The organism is Haloplanus salinarum, from assembly GCF_024498175.1.
Lineage (GTDB): Archaea > Halobacteriota > Halobacteria > Halobacteriales > Haloferacaceae > Haloplanus > Haloplanus salinarum.
In genome coordinates this window covers 2,037,322-2,057,783 of record NZ_CP101823.1, presented here as the reverse complement: position 1 = coordinate 2,057,783, position 20,462 = coordinate 2,037,322, and the positions used below count along the sequence as shown (strand labels likewise).

Genomic DNA, 20,462 nt, shown 5'->3' with positions numbered 1-20,462 from the left:
CTAGCCGTAGAGCCGGCGGAGCTGATAGGAGATACCGACGCCCGCCGCCAGCAACACGACGAGGTTGAACGCCGCCTGGAACAGCGAGCGGTACTCGCGGGTGACCCACGTCCCGATGGCGTTCGAGACGCTGAGATACAGCCGGACGACGGCGACGAACGCCAGGAGTCCGAGGACCACGAGGATCGCGTAGTTCGCGTACCGGCGGACGCGGGCGCCCGTGTCCTCGTCGTCGCTCTCGCTCGTCTCGTCGGTGTCGGTGCTCGGATCGGTGTCTGTGTGTGTGTCGCTCATTTGGTCCACCTCCGGGCGAACAGCGCGGCGGCGACGACGGCGACGACGGCGACGCCGACGCCGAACCCGGGGCCGCCGCCGGCAGTCGGCATCCCGGTCGCCTCGGGCCGGGGCCGGTCGCCACCCTGCCCGTCGCCGCGGGTGAAGTCGCCGACCTCCAGTTCCACATCGCGACGCGTCTCGTTGACGCTGATCGTCTCCGAGGGATCGAGGTTCGCGGCGCCCCGGGTGCTGTCGATGACGACGCCGTCCTTCCAGAGCACCGCGTCGACGTAGTAGTTGTACCCCGCCGGGACGGTCAGCCGGGTCTCGACGGTCGCCGTGCGACCGGGGCGGATCGACCCCACGTCGACGGCCGTCCGGTTGGCGACGATGTTCGAGTCGGCCTGCCGGAGCGTCACCGTGACGCGGAGATCCGACGGCTGCTCGTCGCCCTCGTTGGTCAGTGCGACCTGCATGTCGAGTGTCGTCCGGTCCTCGCCGGCCTCGGCGACCGCGAAGGAGACCGGGGGGAGGGCGTCCGCGGACGCGAACCGGACGTCGCTCCGGGCGTAGGCCGGCTGGAGCGCCTCCAGTCCGCGGAGTTCGCGCGCTCCGCTGTCGATCCGTTCGCCGTCGCGGTAGACGACCGCCCGAATCCGGTAGCCGCCCTCGCGCTCGACGGTCAGGTTCGTCGGGACCGCCACCTCGCGTTCCTCGCTGAGGTTCCCGACGGAAACGGTACGGGTCGACTCGACCAGTCCGGACTCCGTGTCGACGGCCTGGACCCGGAGACTGACGTTCCGGGCCGGCGGCCCGCGGTGTGACAGGCGCGTCCCCACGTTCAGGGTGACGGTGTCGCCGGTCACGTCGCCCGCCGAAATCTCCATGTCGGCGATGGTGACCGGACCGGGGCGGACCGGCCGGTCCTCGCTGGGATCCGCGAGGGCACCGGGGACCAGGACCGCCGCGACGACGGCCAGGACGACGACGCCGACCGCACCCGCGGCCAGCGCTGATTCGCGACGCATAGGCGCGGAAACTCCCGGACTACGCAAATGCTTTGCGGAGGGTGAAAGCGGATTTTATTCCTCCGGACGACGATGGGGGCCCCATGCCCACCTACGTCTTGGGTACCGACACCGTCGACACGAGCGCCGCGCTGTGTGATTACCTCGACGACCGACTCGACCCCGAGGATACGGTTCACGCCGTCAACTCCCTGTGGGGCGGGTCGCGGACGGACGCCGAGACGGCCCGCGACGGCGAGGACGCCATCAACGTGGTGCAGTCGCGACTGGGCGCCCGGGCCACCGTCGAGACCCACCAGTTCGTCCGTGGCAACGACCCCGACGAGGACCTCCTCGCGCACGCCGAGGCGGTGGACGCGGACGAACTCGTCGTCGGCGTGCGAAAGCGCAACCCCACGGGAAAAGTCGTCTTCGGCAGCACTACGCAGTCGGTCCTACTGGCTTCCTCGCGTCCCGTCGCCGTCGTTCCGCTCGATTCTGCGGACTGACGACGGATCCGAAGACTACCGAACGTCGACCACGCCCTCCGTGGTCGGCTACCGAACGTCGACCACGCGCTCCGTGGTCGGCTACCGAACGTCGACCACGCCCTCCAGAAACGCGAGTTGATGCGCCACGGCCGTCTCGAAGGCGTCGCCGAGGGGGTCGACGTGGCCCACCGGCAGTCGGAGGTAGGTGGCGCCGTCGATGCGGTCGGCGGCCGTCGCGGCCGTCCCGGGCGGGACGAGGTCGTCCTCCCCGGCGGCGAGCACCAGTGTCGGGCAGTCGACGTCGGCGGCGTCCGCGAGCGGCCGGTAACGGAACAGGGAGAGCAGGCCGCGGGCGGGCGTCTCGTTGTGCCAGTCGCTCTCCGGCGGGACGCAGTCGAGATACGCCTCGCCGGTCGGCGTCCGCGGGAGGAGCCCGAACTCCCCGGGACCGCCGACGACGGGCACCGACCGGGACCGACCCAGCGGGGCGCCGAGACGGTCGCGGACGCCCGCGGCAACGGCCCGCGCGAGGTAGCCCGGCGACCGGGCGCGGGCGAACGCCCGGCCGTCCAGCGGCGAGACGGCGACCGTGGCGGCGACGCGTCGCCGTTCGGCCGCCAGACGGACGACGTGGCCGCCCCCGAGGCCGAAGCCCCAGAGGACGATCCGGCGACGCTCGCCGTCGAGGCGGCGAACCCGGTCGACGGCGGCGCGCCAGTCCGCCATCTGGGCGTCCGGATCGACGAGATTGCGGGGGCCGCCGCCCCCGGCCTCGCGGTGGTCGAAGACGAAGGCGGCGTAGCCGGCACGGGCGAACCGCTCGGCGTATCGCGGGTAGCCGAAGGACGACTCGGCGGCGACCGTCGGTCCCAGGACGACGACCGGCGGCGACGACGGCCGGTCCGGGCGGTAGAGTCGGCCGCGACGGGGGCCGGCCTCGCTCCCGAAGCTCAGCGTCGTCGTCGCGAACTCGAATCGGTCGGCGGCCGGCCGGACGCCCGTCGCGACGGGCATCTCACTCGAGGTCCTCGTCGAGCGTCTCGAGGACGTTCGTCGAGAACTCGGTCTCCGAGATCCGGTACTGCAGTAGATCCTCGAACCACTCGGTCTTGGCGTACCACCTGTTCATCACCTCGTCCTCGAACCGGAGGACCGTCGCCTCGATCCGCGTCGGCTCCCACTCGCCGTCCCGCGCCAGGTCGAGCAGCCCGTTCAGCATCTGTCCCATCTCCATGTGGTTGACCTCTTCGCCCGGATAGGCCGTCACGTACGACAGCTCCATGGGGTCGACGGCCTCGACGTCGTGTACGTCGATGCCGAACTTGCGCAGTTCCGCCTCCAGTTCGGATTCGTCCATCGTACCCGACCTTGTGGCTCGGCGATCAAAACCCTTACCGGAATCCGACGGCGGCGCCGCTCGGACGCGGCGAAAAACGGGGAAAGAAGACGGCGTGGCCGATCAGTCCGTTCCGGGTTTCGGCCCGAGGCCGCCGGCGTCGATCATGGGAATCGTCGTCGTCGTCGGTTCGGCGTCGTCCGTCGATTCGGGGCGGTCCCGCCGACCGTCGGTCGTCGGACCGGTTCCGGACCGCGGCTGGAGCGGGATGACGGGCTCGATAGTGATCGTCGAACGGTTCTTCCGGGTCGTGCGTCGGGACGTGCTCATTGGGTGTGTCGTATGCTGGGTCGGTTACCGGCCGTCACTGCCTCGTCGAACCGAGGTCAGCATACGAGTGCGACGCGTTGCATCGTGAATCCATCATTGAACCCCTCCATAATAAACCTTCATGATCGTTACTAGGGGATGGGTGTGTCACGTGGTGACATTCACCACCGTACGTATTGGTGATCCGTCATTTGTTCCCCGCCCCGACCGACGACTCGCGGCGGCAACGATCGAGGCGTCGTCGCGCGGCGGTTCGCACCGAGAGCCAAGGCTTATCTGTCGACTCCGCGCAGTCCCACCGGATGCCACCGAACGACCCCGAGCGATCGGGCGATGGCGTGAGCGACCTGGTGCGACGCCGGGCGCTCGATGCTGCGCCCCTCGGCGTCGTCATCACCGATCCGACGGCGGCGGACAACCCCATCGTCTACGCCAACGACGCGTTCTACCGGCTCACCGGCTACGGACCCGAGGAGACCCTCGGGCGAAACTGCCGGTTCCTCCAGGGACCGGAGACGGATCCCGACCGGATCGCGGAACTCCGGGCCGCCGTCGACGCCGCGGAGTCGGCTTCGACGGTCCTCCGGAACTACCGGCGGGACGGTAGCGTCTTCTGGAACCACGTCGAGATCACGCCACTCACGGACGACGGCACCGTCTCGCACTTCGTCGGGTTCCAGCACGACGTCACCCACCTGAAGCGCCGCGAGCGGGAACTCGTGGAGCGCCAGCGGCGCTTCGAGACGCTCCACGACGCGAGTCGCGGCCTCATGGACGCGACGACGTTCGAGGAGGTGGCACGGATCACCGCGGACGCGGCGAAACACATCCTCGAGTATCCACACACCACGCTCCGCCTGGCCGACGAGGCCGGCGGTCTGTTGCGGACGGCCATCGCCACCGAGGAGTCCGTCGCCGAGGCCGGCGCCCGCCCGAACTACCGGATCGACGGCGACACACCCGCCGCGCGGGTCTACCGCACGGGCGAGCCCCTGCTCTACGACGAACTCGCCGAGGTCGACGACGGGTACGACCGGGGGGACTTCCGGGCCGGGATGTACCTCCCAGTCGGCGAGTACGGCGTCCTGAGCGTCGGCGACACCGACCTCGCCGCCTTCGACGACGCCGACCTCGAAATCACCGGCGTCCTCGCCAAACTCGTCGCCGGGGCGCTGTCGCGTCTGGAGTCCGAGCGGGCCCTCCAGCGGCGCAACGAGCGCCTGGAGCGGTTCGCCAACATCGTCGCCCACGACCTCCGGAACCCCCTCGGTATCGCCCGCGGGCGACTCGAACTCGCCCGCGAGACCCGGGATAGCGACGACCTCGCGGCCGTCGACCGGGCCCACGACCGGATGTCGGCGCTCATCGACGACCTCCTCACGCTCGCCAGGGATGGGGGTCCCGTGACCGACGCGGACGCCGATTCGCTCGAACTGGAACGGATCGTCCGCGAGTGCTGGCGACACGTCGAGACCCCGAACGCCGAACTCCGGGTCGACGACTCGCGGCCCGTCCGGGCCGACGAGGGCCGGCTGCGGCGCCTGATCGAGAACCTGATTCGGAACTCCGTGGAACACGGTTCCACGAGCAACCGGACGGAGTCCGGTGACGACGAGGGATCGGAGGTCCCTCGAGAAGCCGGCGAAACCGGCGACGCCGTGGAGCATGGCTTCACGAGCAGTCGGCCGGCGGCCGACGACGGCTTGGACCCCGACGACTGGGACGCCCTGACCGTCACCGTCGGCGCCCTCGACGACTTCGTGCGCGGCGCGGGCGCCGACGCCCCGACCGCCACCGAGGCGGGGCCCCGGCGCGGCTTCTACCTCGAGGACGACGGCGTCGGCGTCCCGGAGGGCCGCCGCGAGCGGATCTTCGACGACGGCTACTCGACGGACCCCTCCGGCACCGGCTTCGGCCTCTCGATCGTTCGGGAGATCGCCGACGCCCACGACTGGACGGTACGAGTCACCGAAAGCGAGACCGGCGGTGCCCGCTTCGAGTTCCGCGGTGTCGAGGGCGCGCGTCGGGGATCCAGTCCGGCCGAACCCTGATTCGCCCGCCGCTCCTGCCCCGGTATTTTGTCGGCGCTCGCCGTACCCTCGCCCATGGAGTTCACCACCGTTCGGGGGGACGCCGCTGCCCAGTCCGCGGACGCTGGTGAACGCCGCCGGGACCAGCCTCCGGATGGGGAGCGGTGTCGCGGGGGCGCTCCGCCGCGGCGCGAACGGGCCGACGACCCCGGCTGTACGTCGTTGGACGTTCCCGTCCTCGGGATGGGCGCCGCCGGCGTCGACTTCGCCGAGGGGGCCGAACTCGGCTTCGAGGCGATCACCGACTACGAGGCGACGACGCTCGCGGACGTCCGGATGATCGCCTACTCCGCGGCCGATCACGAGACGCTCCGACGGGTCGCCGACACGGTGTCAGGCTATCGTAGCTTTTGTAAGACATCGCACACCGGATCGCGGGACTGCGTGCGATCAGGTGTGCAAACAGTCACAAACACTACTACAGTCCCGCGGGCTCGGCGTCCAGGATCCCCCACTCGTGGCCCGGGAGCAGCCGATCCGCCCGGTCGAGTACGTCGAGTGCGCTCTCGCGCCACGCGAACTCGTCCATCGCCAGCCCCCGGCGGATCGGTGCCGACGGGTCGTCCGTGACGTTGTCGAACGTCGGCACCGCGTCGACGGCGACGACCGTCGTCCCCGCGTCCGCTTCGACCACGACCGACTGGTGGCCCACGGTGTGTCCCGGCGTCGGCACGGCGGTGACGCCCGCACAGAGTTCCGTCTCGCCCTCGATCGGCGTCAGATCGACCGTCAGCCACGGCGGTTCCCGCCCCAGCGACTTCGCCTCGTAGCGCTCGGCGTGCATCGGATACGGCGCGATGGCGTACTCCAGTTCCCGGCGCTGGACGTAAACGTCCGTGTCGGCGCCGAAGGTATCGAGGTTGTAACAGTGGTCCCAGTCGAGGTGACTGAGGACCACGCCGTCCACGTCCGCCGGATCGTACCCCTCGTCGGCGAGGACGGCGTCGAGTTCCTGTCCCGCGGTCCGGTGACACTCGTATCCCGGGTGGCGGTCGGCCATCAGACCGGGGTCGCCGAAACTCGTATCGACCAGGAGCGTCTCCTCGCCCTCGATCAGGTAGACGATGGACGGCGCTTCGGTGGTGCCCGACCGACCTTCGACGAGGACGCTCGCGTCCATGGTAAGCGACCCGGCACAGCGGGGCGTGACCGTGGGCGTCATGGCTCCCCCCTGGCACGCCGGCAGTATAAAGCCGGAGCCCTCGTCCCCCGGCGTCCTCGGGTGTCCGGTCGCTCTCCCGCCATCGTCACGGGACCGACGGCGCAAGACTTTTTCTACTCACCTGCGGTGGTATCTCTCATGACCGACGGTGACACGGGAAGTGTTGTCACGGTAGACGGACCGATCGACCCCGGCGAGGTCGGGATCACGAGCACCCACGAACACCTGTTCATCGACGCCGTCGACGCCTGGTTCGACCCCCCCGAATCGGCCCACGAACGCGCCGTCGCCTCGGAGCCGATCCAACTCGACAACCTCTGGTACGTCCGCCGGCACCCGATGGGGCACGAGGACAACCTCCGACTGGACTCGATGGCGGAGGCAATCGACGAGCTCTCCTATTTCATGCGCGGCGGCGGCGACACCGTCGTCGACGTGACGCCCAAGAACCTCGGCTGTGACCCCCAGCGGGTGCGCGGAATCGCCCGGGAGACGGGCCTGAACGCCGTCCACGGAACCGCGTACTACACCCAACCCGCGCATCCGGAGCGGTTCTCGTCGCTCGATCCCGCCGAACTGACGGAGCGACTCGAAGCCGAGTTCGTGAGCGACGTCCGGGAGGGGATCGGCGACACCGACATCAGGGCCGGGATCGTCGGAGAGATCGGGCTGAGCGACCGCATCTACCCGGACGAGGAAGCCGTTCTGCGAGCGGGCGCACGGGCCGCCCGGCGGACCGGCGCGTCGCTGACGGTCCATCCGCCGGGGCGGACCAAGCGGAGTCAGAAAGGCCGTACCAAGCCCACCTCGCGGTGGGGGCTCGACGTCCTCGACATCGTCGAGGAGGAGGGGCTAGCGCCGGAGCGCGTGGTCGTCGATCATATGGACCGAACGGTGTTCGAGGACCTCGACTACCAGCGGGAGCTGGCCGAACGCGGCGCGTATCTGGAGTACGACCTCTGGGGCATGGGGGCGTACCTCGAAGCACACGACGATGCCTATCCCTCCGACAGCTGGCGCCTCGATTCGGTCACCGAACTGATCGAGGACGGCTACGCCTCGAACCTCCTGTTCGCCCACGACGTCTATCTGAAGATGCAGCGACGGGCGTACGGTGGGTTCGGATACGGGCACATCCTCGAGAACGTCGTCCCCATGCTGCGGGCGCGTGGCGTCGAGCAGTCGACCATCGACCGGATCCTCGTCGACAACCCCCAAGAGATGCTGACCTTCGTCGAACCGGAGGCGTAACGTCGACTGCGTCCGCCGATAGCACACTCCTGCGCGAACGCCTCCGTGGCGACGGTAGAATAGCGCGTCCGAAGGGGATGTGCGGCCCGTTACTCCGAGCCGAACATCTGGCGCATCATCGGATGCATCTCCATCAACTGCTCTTCGGCGATCTCCTCGTACAGCTTGTACGTGATGCTCACGGTGAGCAGGAGGCCGGTTCCGGAGACCTGTCCGATGGTACCGAGCATGTTGGCGCCGACCGCCAGGAGCCCGACGAGGGCCCCACCGATCACGGTCACCTGCGGGATATACCGCTCCATGACCTTCTCGATGACCTGCGGGTTACGCCGGAACCCGGGGATCTGCATCCCGGAGTTCTGGATCTGCTGGGCGGTCGCCTCCGGCCCCATGCCGGTCGTCTCCACCCAGAAGATGGCGAAGATGGCGCCGCCGATCACCATGATGGTGAGGTCGAGCCCCACCCGGATCATGATCTGCCAAGGTTCCGCGGAGGTGCCGGCCAGCCACCACATCCAGTCGTTCCGAGTCTGGATTGGCGCCAGGTAGTAGAACAGCCCGGAGACGGGCTGGCCGCTGCTGTACTGGCCGAGCCACGCCGGCATCGCATTCCACGTGCTGTTGAGGATGCGCCCGGCGAACTGGATGTTCGCCTGCAGGGCGCGCACGAGGATCATCGGCAGGACGCTCGCGTAGATGAGCTTCACCGGGAAGCGACCGCGGGCACCCTTGACGCGGGCGTGAGCCAGGGGGATCTCGACTCTGACGCTCTCGGCGTAGACGACGATGGAGAAGATGAGCACCGTCGTCACCAGCGCGAGGAGCTGCCCCTGTCCGAGCAGGAGCGCTTGCAGCCCCTCGGCGGTGAGCGGCGAGGCGATGTCCTGGGCGCCGGTCAGGATGGCGAACCAGGTCGGGAAGAAGCCGGGCGTGCCGCCGAGGCCCTCCCAGCTAAACAGGCCGCCGACGAGCTGTTGGCTCACGCCGGCGATGATGAAGAGGCCGACCCCGGAGCCGACGCCCCACTTGCTGACGATCTCGTCCATGAACAGGATGAGGATCCCGCCGACGGCGATCTGGACGAACAGGAGCGTCTGGACGCCCTGGAGGCCGATCCCCAGCGCCTGTCCGACCGCCTGATCGGCCGGCAGGAAGCTTCCCGCGAAGACCATCGGAAGGCCGGTCAGACAGATCATCACGACCACCAGGAGCTTCTGGAGGCCCTGGTACAGCACCTGGTCACGGGGGTCGTCCGTGTCGAGACCGAGCAGGTCCGCACCGCCCAACAGCTGCAAGACGATGCTCGCCGTGACGATGGGCCCGATCCCCAACTGGAGGATAGAGCCCTGCGACCCGGCGAGGATCGATCGGAAGCGGCCGAACAGGTCGCTCTGCGTGCCGGCGTCCAGCCCGAACAGCTGGATGTTCGTCAGGAAGAAATACAACACGAGGACGCCGGCAGTCCAGCCGAGTTTGCGCCGGAAGGGGACGTGCCCCTCCGGACGCCTGACTGACGGCATCCGCGTCAGCACCGGTTCGGCGGTCTCCTTCCATCCCATGGGTTACTCCTCGTCCGACTCCTCGGTGTCGCCATCGTCAGCGGCGTCCTCGGCCGCCTCCTCGGCTCGCTCCGAGAGGTCGGCGCTGCCGCCGGCGGATTCGAGCTTTTCGACCGCGCCCGCGGTGAACGCGTCGGCGACGACGGACAGTTCGTTGCGGACCTGCCCGTCACCGAGCACCTTCACTACGTCCGCGTCGTAGCCGTCTTCGGCGACGTCGCGGGCGTCGAGGCGGTAGCCACCGTCGGTCTCCTCGGCGAGGCCGTCCGCCGCGTACAGGGCGGCGTTCTCGTCGAGTTCCTGAACCGTCACCTCGCGCACCTCGTCTTGGACGGTTTCGGGGCGGGTGAAGCCGTGCTTGCCGAGCGGTTCGTAGTTGTGGAACTCGTGTTTGTCGCGGCCCGCACGCCCGCGGCCACCACGGTGCCCGGCGCCGCGCCGGTTCTTGTGGGTGCCGCCACCGTGGGTTCGCGACCCGCGTTGGCGCTTTTTCTTGTCGCTCATCGCATGGCCTCCAGCAGTCGATCGATCTCCTCGGTGGTGTGGTTGCCGATCTGGCCGCCCTCGACGGTCGGATGCTTCAGGCCGTCGTGTCCGCCTCGCGGCGGGTGAAGCCGGAGCGACGGGGCCAGACCCTGCTCGCGCAGCGTCGTCTCCTCGTCGACCAGCGCCGCGGCGAGTGCGTCGACGTCGGCGTAGTCGGTCTCCTCGGCGACCCACTCGTCGGTGACCTCGCCCGAACCGGTTTCGGGTTCGCCCCGCCGGCGGATCAGCGTCGCGACGACGTCGGCCGACGGTTCGCCGTGGGCGACGTAGTCGTTGACCTTCGTGATCATGCCGCGGTAGGCGTCGGTCTCCGGGACGAAGGTACACTGGTTGACGGCGTGCAGGTTGAGCATCTCCAGCGTGTCCTGCACGTCGCCCGAGATGTTCACCTCGCCGCGGATCTGGACGAGCGCCTCCATCACTCGGTCACCCCGGTTTCGCGCTGCTTGCGGCGCGCCCGCTCGGGCGTCCGCGACTGCGAGGCGTTCCGGAGCGCGTTGTACGTCGCCTTCGCGAGGTTGACCGTCGTCCGGGTGTTGCCCGTCGACTTCGTCCAGGCGTCCTGGACGCCCGCGAGTTCGAGGATGTTCCGCACCGTGGGTGCGGCCGCCAGCCCCAGCCCCTGCGGGGCGGGGATGATCTCGACCGTCACCGACCCGGCCTTGCCGGTCGCCTTCCGGGTCAGGGAGTTGACACCGCCCGCGCGGTCCTCCCAGGAGCCGGAGCCGCGGTCGACCTCGATGATGTTCAGCTTCGCCACGTCGATGGCCTTCTGGATGGCCGAGCCGACCTGGTCGTCGCGGGCCTCGGCGTAGCCGAGGTAGCCGTCGCGGTTACCGATCGCGACGACACACCGGAACTTCACCCGGCGCCCGGAGTCGGTCATGCGCTGGACCATGTTGATGTCGAGCACCTCGTCGTCCAGCCCCGGCAGGAGCTGATCGACGATTTCGGCCTCCTTCAGCGGGAGCCCGGACTCCAGCGCCTCCTTCATCGACGTCACGTCGCCGTCCTGTACCTTGCGGCCGAGCCGCGTGCGCGGTTCCCAGCCGTCGCCGTAATCGTTACTGCTCATGATCCTCCATCAGTCGTTCGCGCACTTCGTCGAAGTGCTCGGGGAGTTCCGTCGCGTCGAAGTCGCCGCCGTACAGCGGTTCGTCCAGCTGTTCGGCGTAGTCGGCGATATGCTCGCCGCGGTTGCGCGACCAGTCCGCGAGGACGCTCTCGCTGTGCGGGATTTCGAGTCCCGCGTCGATTGCGCCTTCCTGTACTGCGAACACCTTGTTGCCCGGCGTCGCGGTGTTGAGACCGATGTCGAGGACGGCCTCGGAGAGGCCGGCGTCGACCGCGCGGATCCCCGCGAGATACCCCGTGAGGTACGCGCTCGGGAGATTGCCCGTGGGGGCCTCCCAGCCGTACTCCGCGAGGTCCTCGGAGGACGCGGCCGCGTGGGTCTCGTCGCCGTCGGGACCGGGGGTGATCAGCTGCGCCCTGACGTGCCTGTTGCTCACGCGAGCGACCAGGCGCGGCTTGCCGGATTTCAGCAGGCGCAACCTCTGGTGGTAGTCGGTTCGGTCCTCGCGGCGACGCCGCATGGGGACCTTGTATCGTGGGCCTGTTGCCATCAGTCGTTCACCTCCACGTCGTAGTTGTTGCGGATGTACGCTTCGAGTCGCGCCACGCTCTCGAACTCCCCGCCGCCAGCCTTGTTGTAGAGCTCGCGGTACTGGGAGGCGTCGAGCGGGCCGTCGTCGCGCAACTCGCGCAGGCGACGCCGCTGGGCGCGGATGCGACTCGTCCAATCCTCCTTCTCGTTTTTCCGTGCGCCGGCGGTCCCGCGACGGGAGCCGGCGCCGGTTCGGTGGCCGTAGGCTCGCTTGTCCGCCCGCTCGCGGGCGCGACCGCGCGAGTTGTTCGACGTGTCCTTCTCCTGGATCGTGCCCTGTTCGATCAGGTCACGGATGTCCTCGCGGGTGATCGCCTCCGCGATTTCGCTCTGGGATTCGGGGTCGAACCAAAGGCGGTCCTCGCCGACGTCGAGCACGTCGGACGCGAGCCGTTTCTGTGCACTCAGATCCGTCATTCGGCTTCCTCCACTTCGACTTCGATGTACGTCGGGTTGAGGACGCGGATCCCGCGGTCCTCACAGACGTCTTCGATGCGTTCGCGCTTGCGCGCGCCGACACCGCTCGCGATGCGAACGGCCTCGGTGTCCGAGTCGACGCCCTCGAGGTCGTCCGTGTTGTGGACACGGACCTCCTCGAAGCCGCTGGGGTGCAGGCCGCGTGCCGCCGTCGGCGAGCGGTAGCCCGCATCGACGGTGGCGCCCTTGCCCTTGATGCCCCGGCGCTGTTTCGAGAGGTTCCCGCGCGGCTTGCGCCACGAGGGGTCGACGCGCTTTTTCTTGTGGTGGTCCTGGCGGTTGAACTGCGGATTGCTCTCCCGGCGCTTCTGGACGAGCGCGCGGGCGGCCTCCGCGTCCAGGTCCGGCGTCTTGTCGGCGTGACCGCGGGGACGGAGTTCCGTCTCCGCCTCCTCGGTCTCCGCTTCCTCGGTCTCCTCTTCGACCTCGGCCTCGGTCTCCTCGCTGACTTCGAGGCCACCGACGTCGGCCTTGATCCGGGCGGCCAGGGCGTTACCGACGCCCTCGATGTCGGCCAGTTCCGACTGGCTCGCCGCCTTGAGGTCCTCGACCGACTCGTAGCCGGCGTCGGTGAGCGCCTCGACCTTCGAGGGCCCGACGCCGCCGATGTCCTCGACCTCCTCGATCTCGGTGTCGTCGTCTGCGCTCATCTACGCCCCACCTGCCTGCGGTTTCTGGGTGATGTAGACACCGTCTTGGAAGACGCGGGTGTCCTTGTCGGGCACGCGCGTCAACTGTTCGATGTCGGCGGCGGTCTGTCCGACGGCCTCCTTGTCGGGGCCGGAGAGGGTGATCTCCTCGCCGTCGACCTGTACCTCGGTGTCGCCGCGGATCGGAACTTTCCGCGGCGCTCGCTCGCCGAGGAAGTTCTCGATGACGACCTCGTCGCCCTCGACGGTGACCTGCATCGGGAAGTGGGCGTAGAAGATCTCCATCTCGTACGTCCAGCCCTCGGTCACGCCGTGGAACATGTTCTCGACGTGGCTCTCGAAGGTGCCGACCGTCGAGCGCGTGTTGGCGTCGTCGGCCTCACTTTCGATCACCACGTGGTCGTCCTCGACCGTCACCGACACGTCGGGGTACCAGAGGCGTCGCGTGACGCTCCCGTTGGGACCCTCGACGGTCAGATCCAGGTGGTCGACCTCGGCGGATACGTCGTCCGGAATCTCGATTTCTGTTCGGTTCATGGTTTAGTAGACGTATGCGATCACCTGGCCACCGATACCCTGTTCGCGGGCCTCGTAGTGGCTCATGACGCCGTGACTCGTCGTGACGACGAGTGCCCCGTAGTCGCGGGCCGGGAGATACCGCTTCTCCCACTTTTCGAACTCGTCCGCACCCGCGGAGTAGCGGGGCTTGACGACGCCACAGTGGTTGATCGCGCCTTTCAGTTCGATCTCGAAGCGACCGGATTTGCCGTCGTCGACGAACTCGAATCCGTCGATGTACCCGCGGTCGTAGAAGACCTCGAGTACGGAGCCGATCACGTTCGAGGCGGGCTGTACCGTGTGGGACAGATGTCCCACGCTCTCGGCGTTGTCGAGCCCCGAGAGCGCGTTCGAGAGGGGATCGTTCCCTGCCATTGTTATCGATACTTCTTGAATCCCATATCTCGGGCGACCTCGCGGAAGCACTGCCGGCAGAGGAAGATGTCGTACTTGCCGACGAGTCCCTGCTTGCGCCCGCACCGACGACACTGGTGGCGGTCGTCGGTGCGCGGCGTGGCGTGCTCTCCGGTCACGTCGCGCCCGTCCTGGGTTCCTGATTCACTTTCGCTTTCGCTCATTCCGTTACCTCCACGTCGAATGTGGCTTCGACGAAGTCGACCGCGTCCGATGCGTCGAGTCGGTGGTTCGACGGGATCGACCGGGACATCTTGTCGCGCTTCGCGACGCGGTACCCCGGACGGACCATGTTGACCGTCACGTCGAGCCCGTAGATGCCGACGTTCGGGTCGTACTCCTGGCTCGGGAACGCCGTGTGTTCCTCGACGCCGAAGCTGACGTTGCCCGTATCGTCGAACTGCGAGGCCGAGAGATCGACCAGCGGCAGCGCCGTCTCGAGGAAGTCGACCGCGCTCTCGCCGCGAAGGGTGACCTTCGCGCCGATGGGGTCGCCCTCGCGGACGTTGAAGTTCTGGACCGTCCCGCGGGCCGTCGTCCGGACGCTCTGCTGTCCGGTGACGTCCTCGAGGATGTCCTCGGCGTCCGCGAGTTCGCGACCGCCCTCGCCGACGCCCATGTGGACGACGACCTTCTCGATCCGCGGTTCGCGCATCTCGTGGAAGTCCGCCGTGTCGCTCTCGCTCATTCGTCGTCACCTCCGTCGGACTCCGTCCGATTTGCTGCCGACTCGTCGTCGGCATCTCCGGTGAAGTTCTCGTCGATCACGACGACGTAGTCCTCGATCGTCTCGAAGCCCTCGCCGTCGTCCTGGCTGACGGTGACGGCGTTGTCGCCGCTGCCCGGCGTGACGGTGATCGTGTCGATCTCGCCGATCTCGCCGGCGTGGCTGCCGGCGACGGCCGTCACCAGGGCGCCCTCCTCGTAGACGAAGTGGGCGACGATCTCCTTGGTCTCGTTGTCGACGACCAGGGAGTCACCGGTGGCGTACTCGCCGGCCTCGTCGGCCGGGACGCGCACGTTCGTTCCGTCGTGCAGGGTGAACTGGAAGTCGCCGCCAGTCACCTGCGTCTTGCGGACGACCTTGCCGAGGCGGCTACCGGCCGCGTCGGCGTCGATGGGGGTCAGCGCCAGCCGACCGCCCTCGTCCGGGAACACGCGGTAGAACTCCTCGCGTTCCGTGAACGCCAGGATGTCGAACATCCCGATCGGGCGTTCGACGTCGGAGACGGCGTCCCCGTTGACGAGGACGCTCCCCTGGTTCAGCGCGTAGTTGGCTTCCTTGCGCGAGTCGACGTAGCCGAGCACGTCCCGCAGGACGATCAGCAGGGGAACCCCCGCCTCGCCGTGCGGACCGGCACCGGCCTTGACCGTCCAGGTCGCGGTCTTCCGCTCGACCGGCCAGGACTTCGGAACCGAGAGTCGTTTCTGATGTCGCGTCATTCGCTATCCTCCTCTAGGCGCGCCTGCCGGCGCTCGTCTTCCAGGTCCAGTTCCGTCACGCGGAGGTTGCTCGCGTCCAGGGGCCGAGGCACTTCCTCGCCGTCGGCCTTCTCGACGGTGACGTCCTCGACGTGAACGACCTCGTCGCTCAGATCCACCGCGATCACTTCGGCTTCCGTGCCGGCGTGGTCGCCGCGGAGCACCTCGACGGTGTCGCCCGCGTTGACGCGGACGCTCCGCTGGTCGTACTCCTCGCGGAGGTCCGCGGCCAGCGTGGAGCGAACCTGATCGTGACGCTCGTGCAGGGGCGCGTTTCGCTTCCGTGTGCGCTCTTTGTGTGGCTGTCGAGTCATACGATCATCGTCGCTGTCGATGCGATGCTCCCGAAGCGTTCGGCGACTTCGCGTGCGACGGGACCCTTGATCTCGGTCCCGCGAGGCTCTTCCATGTCGTCGATGACGACGGCGGCGTTGTCCTCGAACTTTACGCGCGTGCCGCTGGGGCGCCGGATGGGCTTGCGCTGGCGGACGACGACCGCCTCCAGCACCTGCCGACGCATCTCCGGCGTGCCCTTGGTGACCGAGACGGTCACCTTGTCGCCGATGCCCGCTTTGGGGTGTCGATTCTTGGTTCCGGAGTAGCCCGCGACGCTGATGATCTTCAGCTCGCGCGCCCCCGTGTTGTCCGCACAGTTGACGAGCGACCCCTTGGCGAGGCCACGCGTGACGTCGGCCTTCAGCGCCTCCATCACTCGTCACCTCCCAGTCGCTCGACGACCACGTGTGATTTGGTCTTCGAGAGGGGTCGCGTCTCCGCGATGCGGACCCGGTCGCCTTCCGCGAGGCCCAGACACGGGGGTGCGTGGGCCGGAATGCGACTCCGGCGTTTCATGTATCGGTCGTACTTGGGAACGCGAACGTCGTATTCGCGTTCCACGACGACCGTCTTTTCCATCGCTGTGGAGGCGACCGTGCCCTCCAGCGTCTGTCCGCGGACGGCAAGCGAGCCGTGGAACGGACAGTTCTGGTCGGAGCAAGGCTCCTCCGGTTCGGTTACGTTCAGTCCTATCGCCATGTGGATACACCTGCCTTCTCGGTTCGCAAGGCGGGTCGTGAGAGCAGTCGTGCGCCATCCACCGTAACGTAGGCCACGTCCTCGCAACCGTCCGACTGACCGGTTCGACCGGCAGTTTCCGACGGAAGTTCGGGCGCGGTCCCCGACGCCTTCTCGGCGTCGGCGGCTTCATCTGTGCGCTGGGGGAGGGCGAATTCGAAGGTCGTCCCCCGTTTGGGGACGCGCCGCACCCGATCCCCCTCGATCACGAGCGTCCGCATCGTCTCGTCGACGACGCGGCCGACGATCCCGACGCTGTCGGGGTTCGTCGACTCGACGACCCGCGTCCGCAGGCCGACGAGTTCGTGTCGTGTGAGGGTCTCGGGTGTGAGTGGCATTATTCGAGGTCGCCTTCTTCGCGCTGGATCGTCTTGATCTGCGCGATCGTCTTCTTCAGTTCGCCGACTCGCGAAGGGTTGTCGGGCATCCCGCCGGCCGCCTGCACCGCCTTCGCGTTCAGCAGTTCCGTCTCGAGATCCTCGAGTTCCGCCTCGCGTTCCGCCGGCGTCATGTCGCGGATCTCATCGACGTGCAGGATCGCCATTATGCGTCCTCCTCCTCGTCGACGTCTTCCATCTCCTCGACGAGGTCCGCCGCCTCGTCCATCGTCTCCTCGTCGACGTCCTCGTCGACGGTGTCGGTGTCGTCGGGCTCGGCCGCGTCGGCGTCGGCGGACGCCTCGTCGTCCTCGTCCTCACTCGGCAGTTCCTCCTCGACGACTTCCTCGACGATCTCCTCGTCGAGGCCCTCGTCGAGGTCGTCGGGCGTCTCGGTCGGTACCTCGACGTCCTCGTCCTCGCCGACGTCGGGGACCTCCTCGGGCTCTTCCTCGAGGAGTTCCTCGACGCCGCCGCCGGTCTCCGCGGCCTGCTCGACCGGTTCGACGTCGGCGTCCTCGGCGATCTCGAAGTCGTCGGGGAGCTCGGCGCCCGGCGGGATGATCTTCACCGTCACGCCGATGGTCCCGAGTTTCATCACGGCGACGCCCTGGCCCTCGTCCACGATGGACTCGGCGGGCTCGCCGTTGTGCTTGATGTAGCCGCGGTTGAACTTCTCGACGCGCGAGCGGGCGCCGGTGACCTTCCCGGAGAGGACGATCTCGGCGCCCAGGGCACCGGCTTCCATGATCCGGTCGATGGTCGTGTGACCCGCCTTGCGGAAGTACCAGCCACGCTCGAGGGCGTTGGCCAGGCGGTCCGCGACGATGCGGGCGTTGAGGTCCGGCTCGTCGACCTCCTGGACGTCGATCTGGGGGTCGTCGAGGTCGAACCGTTCCTCGAGTTCGGTGGTCACCTTGCGGATGTTCTTCCCACCCTTGCCGATGACCATTCCGGGCTTCTCGGCCTTGAGGACGATCTGGGTCCCCATCGGGGTCTTGGCGACGTCCATGCCGCCGTAGCCCGCGCGGCCGAGTTCGTCCGCGAAGAACTCGTCGATCTGGGAGCGCTGCAGCCCGTTCTCGATGAACTGGTGTTCGTCAGCCATCAGTCCTCGACCTCCTCGATGATCAGTTCGACGTCACAGAGCGTGGTGTTCCAGGGGTCCGCACGACCGAACGCGCGGGGCTTGCGACCCTGCCGTTCGCCGACCTTGTGGGCGGCGACGTGCTTGATCGTCATCGACTCGCCGTCGAATCCCTGCTCGTCCGCGTTGTTGCTCGCGTTCGTGAGCAGTTTCTGGAAGTCCTTGCTGGCCTTCTCGGGGTAGCGACCGGCGTCCCAGCCGTCGATGTCGCTCCGGTGACCGACACCGGTGTTGTGCTGTTTGAACGGAACCGACCGCTCCTCGTCGATGACGGCCTGGAGGTACTCCTGGGCGTCGGCGACGGTCATCCCCTTGATCTGGCGGGCGATGGCCTTGCTGTGCTTGATGCTGATGGGCCGCTCTCGGAGCATCGCCTTGGCGGTCGTCTCCGGGTCGGCCTCGACGCTGTAGTTGATTCCCATGTGTTACTTGAGTGGCACGAACTTCGAGGACCGGGTCGCGCCGATACCGGCCTGCCCGTGCTCGACCGACGTCCGGGTGAGCTGGAACTCGCCGAGGTAATGCCCGATCATCTCGGGTTCGACCGCGACGCGCTGGAACGCCTGGCCGTTGTACACCTCGAAGGTCAGCCCGACCATCTCGGGGACGATCGGCATGTCCCGTCGGTGGGTCCGAATCGGGTCGTTGGCCGTCTCCTCCTCGCCGGCCTCGCGGGCGCTGTCGAGGAGCTTCTGGTGTTCGAGCGACAGGCCTCGGGTGATGGTTCGCCGCTGTCGAGCGGGGAGCAGTTCCGCGACCTCGTCGAGCGACATGGACTGCAGCTCGTCGAGCGTGTGACCGCGGTAGGTGAACTCACCCTCGCGGCCGGTTCGGTAATCGGAACTCATTATTTGTTACCTCCGCGTCCGGTTCGCTTCGAGGCGATGTCGCCCACCTTCCGTCCCGGCGGCGCGTTCCGCGAGACGGACTTGGGCTTCCCGGGATGCTGGCGGCCGCCGCCACCGAACGGGTGGTCGACGGCGTTCATCGCGACCCCGCGAACGCGCGGCCACTTCGTGCCGCGCGATTTCATCTTGTGGTGTTTGTTGCCGGCCTTGACGAACGGCTTCTCCGTCCGCCCACCGCCCGCGACCACGCCGACCGTGGCGCGACACTGCGGGTTGAGGCGCTTGACCTGGCCGCTCGGTAGCTTCACGACCGCGACGCGCTTGTCGTGGGTCATGAGCTGGGCGCTCGTCCCGGAGGCTCGGGCGAACTTGCCGCCGTCGCCCGGGCTGCTCTCGACGTTACAGACCGGGACGCCCTCGGGGATCTCCGCCAGCGGGAGCGTGTTCCCGGGCTTGATCTCCGCGGAGACGCCGACCTGGATCGTCTCGCCGACCGTCACACCCTCGGGGGCGAGGACGAGCCGTCGGTCCCCGTCCTCGAACTCGACGGCCGCGATCGGCGCCGAGCGGGCCGGGTCGTGTTCGATGTCGACGATCTCTCCCGAGATCGTGTCGCGCTCTTCGTCCTTCTTGTGTTCGAGATCGGCCTTGTAGCGGTGGCTGGGGGCACGGAACGTCGGCCCACCGCGACCACGCCGCTGGCCTTGAATGCGTCGTCCCATCTTAGAACACCCCGATTCGCGAGGCGATTTCCTGCGCGTCGTCGTCCTCGGAGAGGGAGACGACGGCCTTCTTCTCGCCCTGTGCGGTGATCTGCGTGTTCACCTTCGTGATCGTCACTTCGTAGCGGGACTCGATCGCCTCGGCGACCTCGCCTTTCGTCGCGTCGATGTCGACGATGAACTGGAGCTTGTTGTCGAAGTCCATCTTGTCCATCGCCTTCTCGGTCACCAGCGGGTGCTTGATGACCGAGCTCATCGGTCCGCCACCTCCGCGACGGCGCTCTCGGTCCAGAGCGTGAGGCGACCGGCGTCCGTCCCCGGCGCTAGGTCCTCGGCGTTGACTTCCCGAGCGGTCGTCACGTCCGCGCCGGCGAGGTTCCGGGCCGCCTTCGACGGCTCCTCGCTCGTCACGAACAGGACCGACTTCGGCTCGCGGTACTTGCGCCCGCGGGCCTTGCCCTGTCCGGCCTTGACCGATCGGCCGTCGTCGGCGCGTTCGACGTCGGCGTGGACGCCGAGCGTCTCCAGCAGGTCGACGACATCGCGGGTCTTGACCAGATCCTCGAAGTCGTCGCTGACGACCAGCGGGAGCGAGAGGTCCGTGTCGAACTCGTGGCCGCGCTCGGCCACGCGCTCGGCGTCGGCCGTCGCGGCGATGGCCGAACGGACCGCCAGTTTTCGCTCCTTGTCGTTGATTCCTTTCCCCTGATCCTTCTCGGCTTTCGGCGGGTGCGCCTTGCGCCCGCCGACCGTCTGGGGCACGCGGGCGCCCTGCCCGTTCTCTCGGGGCACGTGGGCCATCCCGCGGCCGCTCCCGAAGGACTCCGCCGGGGTTCGCAGCCCGGCGTAGGGGTCGGCACCGTACGCCTGTTTTCGGTTCGCCTGTGCGGCCAGGACGGCACGCTTGATGAGGTCCGGCCGGTAGGCCGTCTCGAAGACCTCGGGGAGGTCTACCGTGCCCGCATCCTCGCCGCTCAGATCGCGTACTGTTGCTTGCAT

At 68.1% G+C, this 20,462-nt stretch carries 32 protein-coding genes and 1 pseudogene; 4 read left to right on the top strand and 29 right to left on the bottom strand.

Features of this window, described 5'->3' with window-relative positions; genetic code table 11:
- Together NO364_RS10715 and NO364_RS10710 are read right to left on the bottom strand one after the other, a co-directional pair.
- Complete coding sequence (locus NO364_RS10715) at positions 1 to 294, bottom strand: DUF8060 family membrane protein (RefSeq protein WP_157690760.1); 294 nt, start codon at positions 292 to 294, stop codon at positions 1 to 3.
- A complete protein-coding gene (locus NO364_RS10710; RefSeq protein WP_157690761.1) occupies positions 291 to 1,304 on the bottom strand; it encodes a DUF7490 domain-containing protein in 1,014 nt (337 codons plus the stop codon). The genes NO364_RS10715 and NO364_RS10710 overlap by 4 nt, the downstream gene beginning before the upstream one ends.
- An 83-nt stretch (positions 1,305 to 1,387) precedes the next feature.
- On the opposite strand from NO364_RS10710, the gene NO364_RS10705 reads away from it, so the two are divergent.
- Positions 1,388 to 1,792 (top strand): universal stress protein, encoded by a 405-nt coding sequence (locus NO364_RS10705; RefSeq protein WP_157690762.1) that lies wholly within the window; start codon positions 1,388 to 1,390, stop codon positions 1,790 to 1,792.
- 81 nt (positions 1,793 to 1,873) lie between these two features.
- Here NO364_RS10705 and NO364_RS10700 read toward each other — a convergent pair whose 3' ends face one another.
- The 3 genes from NO364_RS10700 to NO364_RS10690 form a co-directional block, all read right to left on the bottom strand.
- On the bottom strand, positions 1,874 to 2,788 hold the full coding sequence (locus NO364_RS10700; protein WP_157690763.1) for an alpha/beta hydrolase: 915 nt from the start codon (positions 2,786 to 2,788) through the stop codon (positions 1,874 to 1,876).
- Position 2,789: 1 nt separating this feature from the next.
- Positions 2,790 to 3,131, bottom strand: a complete 342-nt coding sequence (locus tag NO364_RS10695; RefSeq protein ID WP_157690764.1) for a DUF8159 domain-containing protein — start codon at positions 3,129 to 3,131, stop codon at positions 2,790 to 2,792.
- A gap of 102 nt (positions 3,132 to 3,233) precedes the next feature.
- Complete coding sequence (locus NO364_RS10690) at positions 3,234 to 3,440, bottom strand: hypothetical protein (protein WP_257627486.1); 207 nt, start codon at positions 3,438 to 3,440, stop codon at positions 3,234 to 3,236.
- 302 nt (positions 3,441 to 3,742) lie between these two features.
- Here NO364_RS10690 and NO364_RS10685 point away from each other — a divergent pair, with 302 nt between their 5' ends.
- Complete coding sequence (locus NO364_RS10685; RefSeq protein WP_257627485.1) at positions 3,743 to 5,491, top strand: receiver/sensor box histidine kinase; 1,749 nt, start codon at positions 3,743 to 3,745, stop codon at positions 5,489 to 5,491.
- Between the two features lie 54 nt (positions 5,492 to 5,545).
- A pseudogene (locus NO364_RS10680) lies at positions 5,546 to 5,857 on the top strand (macro domain-containing protein); the annotation flags it as partial.
- A 91-nt stretch (positions 5,858 to 5,948) separates the two neighbouring features.
- Here the strand turns inward: NO364_RS10680 and NO364_RS10675 are convergent.
- On the bottom strand, positions 5,949 to 6,692 hold the full coding sequence (locus NO364_RS10675) for an N-acyl homoserine lactonase family protein (protein WP_257627484.1): 744 nt from the start codon (positions 6,690 to 6,692) through the stop codon (positions 5,949 to 5,951).
- Between the two features lie 138 nt (positions 6,693 to 6,830).
- Between NO364_RS10675 and NO364_RS10670 the strand changes: the two genes are divergently transcribed.
- A complete protein-coding gene (locus NO364_RS10670; protein WP_157690768.1) occupies positions 6,831 to 7,943 on the top strand; it encodes a phosphotriesterase family protein in 1,113 nt (370 codons plus the stop codon).
- A gap of 89 nt (positions 7,944 to 8,032) precedes the next feature.
- Here NO364_RS10670 and secY read toward each other — a convergent pair whose 3' ends face one another.
- Genes secY through rpl4p form a run of 23 tightly spaced genes read right to left on the bottom strand, consistent with a single transcriptional unit; the run spans position 8,033 to position 20,462 of the window.
- Positions 8,033 to 9,502 (bottom strand): preprotein translocase subunit SecY, encoded by a 1,470-nt coding sequence (gene secY, locus NO364_RS10665; protein ID WP_157690797.1) that lies wholly within the window; start codon positions 9,500 to 9,502, stop codon positions 8,033 to 8,035.
- A gap of 3 nt (positions 9,503 to 9,505) precedes the next feature.
- Positions 9,506 to 10,006 (bottom strand): uL15m family ribosomal protein, encoded by a 501-nt coding sequence (locus NO364_RS10660; RefSeq protein WP_157690798.1) that lies wholly within the window; start codon positions 10,004 to 10,006, stop codon positions 9,506 to 9,508.
- On the bottom strand, positions 10,003 to 10,467 hold the full coding sequence (gene rpmD, locus NO364_RS10655) for a 50S ribosomal protein L30 (RefSeq protein ID WP_157690799.1): 465 nt from the start codon (positions 10,465 to 10,467) through the stop codon (positions 10,003 to 10,005). Before rpmD ends, NO364_RS10660 begins: the two co-directional genes overlap by 4 nt.
- Complete coding sequence (locus NO364_RS10650; protein WP_157690800.1) at positions 10,467 to 11,123, bottom strand: 30S ribosomal protein S5; 657 nt, start codon at positions 11,121 to 11,123, stop codon at positions 10,467 to 10,469. The genes rpmD and NO364_RS10650 overlap by 1 nt, the downstream gene beginning before the upstream one ends.
- Positions 11,113 to 11,673, bottom strand: a complete 561-nt coding sequence (locus NO364_RS10645; protein WP_157690801.1) for a 50S ribosomal protein L18 — start codon at positions 11,671 to 11,673, stop codon at positions 11,113 to 11,115. Before NO364_RS10645 ends, NO364_RS10650 begins: the two co-directional genes overlap by 11 nt.
- Positions 11,673 to 12,131, bottom strand: coding sequence for a 50S ribosomal protein L19e (locus NO364_RS10640; RefSeq protein ID WP_157690802.1), 459 nt, complete (start codon positions 12,129 to 12,131; stop codon positions 11,673 to 11,675). Before NO364_RS10640 ends, NO364_RS10645 begins: the two co-directional genes overlap by 1 nt.
- Positions 12,128 to 12,841, bottom strand: coding sequence for a 50S ribosomal protein L32e (locus tag NO364_RS10635; RefSeq protein ID WP_257627483.1), 714 nt, complete (start codon positions 12,839 to 12,841; stop codon positions 12,128 to 12,130). Before NO364_RS10635 ends, NO364_RS10640 begins: the two co-directional genes overlap by 4 nt.
- Positions 12,842 to 13,378, bottom strand: coding sequence for a 50S ribosomal protein L6 (locus tag NO364_RS10630; RefSeq protein ID WP_157690804.1), 537 nt, complete (start codon positions 13,376 to 13,378; stop codon positions 12,842 to 12,844).
- Positions 13,379 to 13,381: 3 nt separating this feature from the next.
- Positions 13,382 to 13,774: a 30S ribosomal protein S8 gene (locus NO364_RS10625; RefSeq protein WP_157690805.1), complete on the bottom strand. Its 393-nt coding sequence runs from the start codon at positions 13,772 to 13,774 to the stop codon at positions 13,382 to 13,384.
- A gap of 2 nt (positions 13,775 to 13,776) precedes the next feature.
- Positions 13,777 to 13,977, bottom strand: a complete 201-nt coding sequence (locus tag NO364_RS10620) for a 30S ribosomal protein S14 (protein ID WP_157690806.1) — start codon at positions 13,975 to 13,977, stop codon at positions 13,777 to 13,779.
- On the bottom strand, positions 13,974 to 14,501 hold the full coding sequence (locus NO364_RS10615) for a 50S ribosomal protein L5 (protein ID WP_157690807.1): 528 nt from the start codon (positions 14,499 to 14,501) through the stop codon (positions 13,974 to 13,976). Before NO364_RS10615 ends, NO364_RS10620 begins: the two co-directional genes overlap by 4 nt.
- Positions 14,498 to 15,256 (bottom strand): 30S ribosomal protein S4e, encoded by a 759-nt coding sequence (locus NO364_RS10610; protein WP_157690808.1) that lies wholly within the window; start codon positions 15,254 to 15,256, stop codon positions 14,498 to 14,500. The genes NO364_RS10615 and NO364_RS10610 overlap by 4 nt, the downstream gene beginning before the upstream one ends.
- Positions 15,253 to 15,609, bottom strand: coding sequence for a 50S ribosomal protein L24 (gene rplX / locus NO364_RS10605; protein WP_157690809.1), 357 nt, complete (start codon positions 15,607 to 15,609; stop codon positions 15,253 to 15,255). Before rplX ends, NO364_RS10610 begins: the two co-directional genes overlap by 4 nt.
- The gene (locus NO364_RS10600; RefSeq protein ID WP_157690810.1) at positions 15,606 to 16,004 is read right to left on the bottom strand and encodes a 50S ribosomal protein L14; all 399 of its coding nucleotides are present in this window, start codon (positions 16,002 to 16,004) and stop codon (positions 15,606 to 15,608) included. Before NO364_RS10600 ends, rplX begins: the two co-directional genes overlap by 4 nt.
- Positions 16,004 to 16,330 (bottom strand): 30S ribosomal protein S17, encoded by a 327-nt coding sequence (locus NO364_RS10595; RefSeq protein WP_157690811.1) that lies wholly within the window; start codon positions 16,328 to 16,330, stop codon positions 16,004 to 16,006. Before NO364_RS10595 ends, NO364_RS10600 begins: the two co-directional genes overlap by 1 nt.
- On the bottom strand, positions 16,321 to 16,707 hold the full coding sequence (locus NO364_RS10590; protein ID WP_257627482.1) for a ribonuclease P protein component 1: 387 nt from the start codon (positions 16,705 to 16,707) through the stop codon (positions 16,321 to 16,323). Before NO364_RS10590 ends, NO364_RS10595 begins: the two co-directional genes overlap by 10 nt.
- Positions 16,707 to 16,913 carry a 50S ribosomal protein L29 gene (gene rpmC, locus NO364_RS10585; RefSeq protein ID WP_157690813.1) on the bottom strand — a complete coding sequence of 69 codons (207 nt, stop codon included), beginning with the start codon at positions 16,911 to 16,913 and terminating at the stop codon, positions 16,707 to 16,709. The genes NO364_RS10590 and rpmC overlap by 1 nt, the downstream gene beginning before the upstream one ends.
- Positions 16,913 to 17,854: a 30S ribosomal protein S3 gene (locus tag NO364_RS10580; protein WP_257627481.1), complete on the bottom strand. Its 942-nt coding sequence runs from the start codon at positions 17,852 to 17,854 to the stop codon at positions 16,913 to 16,915. Before NO364_RS10580 ends, rpmC begins: the two co-directional genes overlap by 1 nt.
- The gene (locus NO364_RS10575; protein WP_157690815.1) at positions 17,854 to 18,315 is read right to left on the bottom strand and encodes a 50S ribosomal protein L22; all 462 of its coding nucleotides are present in this window, start codon (positions 18,313 to 18,315) and stop codon (positions 17,854 to 17,856) included. Before NO364_RS10575 ends, NO364_RS10580 begins: the two co-directional genes overlap by 1 nt.
- Before the next feature lie 3 nt (positions 18,316 to 18,318).
- Positions 18,319 to 18,741 (bottom strand): 30S ribosomal protein S19, encoded by a 423-nt coding sequence (locus NO364_RS10570; protein WP_157690816.1) that lies wholly within the window; start codon positions 18,739 to 18,741, stop codon positions 18,319 to 18,321.
- On the bottom strand, positions 18,741 to 19,463 hold the full coding sequence (locus tag NO364_RS10565) for a 50S ribosomal protein L2 (protein WP_157690817.1): 723 nt from the start codon (positions 19,461 to 19,463) through the stop codon (positions 18,741 to 18,743). Before NO364_RS10565 ends, NO364_RS10570 begins: the two co-directional genes overlap by 1 nt.
- A gap of 1 nt (position 19,464) precedes the next feature.
- A complete protein-coding gene (locus NO364_RS10560; RefSeq protein WP_157690818.1) occupies positions 19,465 to 19,719 on the bottom strand; it encodes a 50S ribosomal protein L23 in 255 nt (84 codons plus the stop codon).
- Entirely contained in the window at positions 19,716 to 20,462 is a 747-nt protein-coding gene (gene rpl4p / locus NO364_RS10555) for a 50S ribosomal protein L4 (protein ID WP_157690819.1), read from the bottom strand. Before rpl4p ends, NO364_RS10560 begins: the two co-directional genes overlap by 4 nt.

Bases quoted from the DNA above. Each gene is read 5' to 3' on its own strand.
- NO364_RS10650 (WP_157690800.1), bottom strand. From the start codon at position 11,123: ATGAGCAGTAACGATTACGGCGACGGCTGGGAACCGCGCACGCGGCTC.
- NO364_RS10565 (WP_157690817.1), bottom strand. From the start codon at position 19,463: ATGGGACGACGCATTCAAGGCCAGCGGCGTGGTCGCGGTGGGCCGACG.
- NO364_RS10715 (WP_157690760.1), bottom strand. From the start codon at position 294: ATGAGCGACACACACACAGACACCGATCCGAGCACCGACACCGACGAG.
- NO364_RS10705 (WP_157690762.1), top strand. From the start codon at position 1,388: ATGCCCACCTACGTCTTGGGTACCGACACCGTCGACACGAGCGCCGCG.
- NO364_RS10710 (WP_157690761.1), bottom strand. From the start codon at position 1,304: ATGCGTCGCGAATCAGCGCTGGCCGCGGGTGCGGTCGGCGTCGTCGTC.
- NO364_RS10595 (WP_157690811.1), bottom strand. From the start codon at position 16,330: ATGGCGATAGGACTGAACGTAACCGAACCGGAGGAGCCTTGCTCCGAC.
- NO364_RS10675 (WP_257627484.1), bottom strand. From the start codon at position 6,692: ATGACGCCCACGGTCACGCCCCGCTGTGCCGGGTCGCTTACCATGGAC.
- NO364_RS10610 (WP_157690808.1), bottom strand. From the start codon at position 15,256: ATGACGCGACATCAGAAACGACTCTCGGTTCCGAAGTCCTGGCCGGTC.
- NO364_RS10695 (WP_157690764.1), bottom strand. From the start codon at position 3,131: ATGGACGAATCCGAACTGGAGGCGGAACTGCGCAAGTTCGGCATCGAC.
- NO364_RS10635 (WP_257627483.1), bottom strand. From the start codon at position 12,841: ATGAGCGCAGACGACGACACCGAGATCGAGGAGGTCGAGGACATCGGC.
- NO364_RS10630 (WP_157690804.1), bottom strand. From the start codon at position 13,378: ATGAACCGAACAGAAATCGAGATTCCGGACGACGTATCCGCCGAGGTC.
- NO364_RS10600 (WP_157690810.1), bottom strand. From the start codon at position 16,004: ATGGAGGCGCTGAAGGCCGACGTCACGCGTGGCCTCGCCAAGGGGTCG.
- NO364_RS10640 (WP_157690802.1), bottom strand. From the start codon at position 12,131: ATGACGGATCTGAGTGCACAGAAACGGCTCGCGTCCGACGTGCTCGAC.
- NO364_RS10690 (WP_257627486.1), bottom strand. From the start codon at position 3,440: ATGAGCACGTCCCGACGCACGACCCGGAAGAACCGTTCGACGATCACT.
- rpmD (WP_157690799.1), bottom strand. From the start codon at position 10,467: ATGGAGGCGCTCGTCCAGATCCGCGGCGAGGTGAACATCTCGGGCGAC.
- NO364_RS10625 (WP_157690805.1), bottom strand. From the start codon at position 13,774: ATGGCAGGGAACGATCCCCTCTCGAACGCGCTCTCGGGGCTCGACAAC.
- NO364_RS10670 (WP_157690768.1), top strand. From the start codon at position 6,831: ATGACCGACGGTGACACGGGAAGTGTTGTCACGGTAGACGGACCGATC.
- rplX (WP_157690809.1), bottom strand. From the start codon at position 15,609: ATGACTCGACAGCCACACAAAGAGCGCACACGGAAGCGAAACGCGCCC.
- NO364_RS10575 (WP_157690815.1), bottom strand. From the start codon at position 18,315: ATGGGAATCAACTACAGCGTCGAGGCCGACCCGGAGACGACCGCCAAG.
- NO364_RS10620 (WP_157690806.1), bottom strand. From the start codon at position 13,977: ATGAGCGAAAGCGAAAGTGAATCAGGAACCCAGGACGGGCGCGACGTG.
- NO364_RS10590 (WP_257627482.1), bottom strand. From the start codon at position 16,707: ATGCCACTCACACCCGAGACCCTCACACGACACGAACTCGTCGGCCTG.
- rpmC (WP_157690813.1), bottom strand. From the start codon at position 16,913: ATGGCGATCCTGCACGTCGATGAGATCCGCGACATGACGCCGGCGGAA.
- NO364_RS10560 (WP_157690818.1), bottom strand. From the start codon at position 19,719: ATGAGCTCGGTCATCAAGCACCCGCTGGTGACCGAGAAGGCGATGGAC.
- NO364_RS10570 (WP_157690816.1), bottom strand. From the start codon at position 18,741: ATGAGTTCCGATTACCGAACCGGCCGCGAGGGTGAGTTCACCTACCGC.
- NO364_RS10685 (WP_257627485.1), top strand. From the start codon at position 3,743: ATGCCACCGAACGACCCCGAGCGATCGGGCGATGGCGTGAGCGACCTG.
- NO364_RS10580 (WP_257627481.1), bottom strand. From the start codon at position 17,854: ATGGCTGACGAACACCAGTTCATCGAGAACGGGCTGCAGCGCTCCCAG.
- NO364_RS10660 (WP_157690798.1), bottom strand. From the start codon at position 10,006: ATGAGCGACAAGAAAAAGCGCCAACGCGGGTCGCGAACCCACGGTGGC.
- NO364_RS10700 (WP_157690763.1), bottom strand. From the start codon at position 2,788: ATGCCCGTCGCGACGGGCGTCCGGCCGGCCGCCGACCGATTCGAGTTC.
- rpl4p (WP_157690819.1), bottom strand. From the start codon at position 20,462: ATGCAAGCAACAGTACGCGATCTGAGCGGCGAGGATGCGGGCACGGTA.
- secY (WP_157690797.1), bottom strand. From the start codon at position 9,502: ATGGGATGGAAGGAGACCGCCGAACCGGTGCTGACGCGGATGCCGTCA.
- NO364_RS10615 (WP_157690807.1), bottom strand. From the start codon at position 14,501: ATGAGCGAGAGCGACACGGCGGACTTCCACGAGATGCGCGAACCGCGG.
- NO364_RS10645 (WP_157690801.1), bottom strand. From the start codon at position 11,673: ATGGCAACAGGCCCACGATACAAGGTCCCCATGCGGCGTCGCCGCGAG.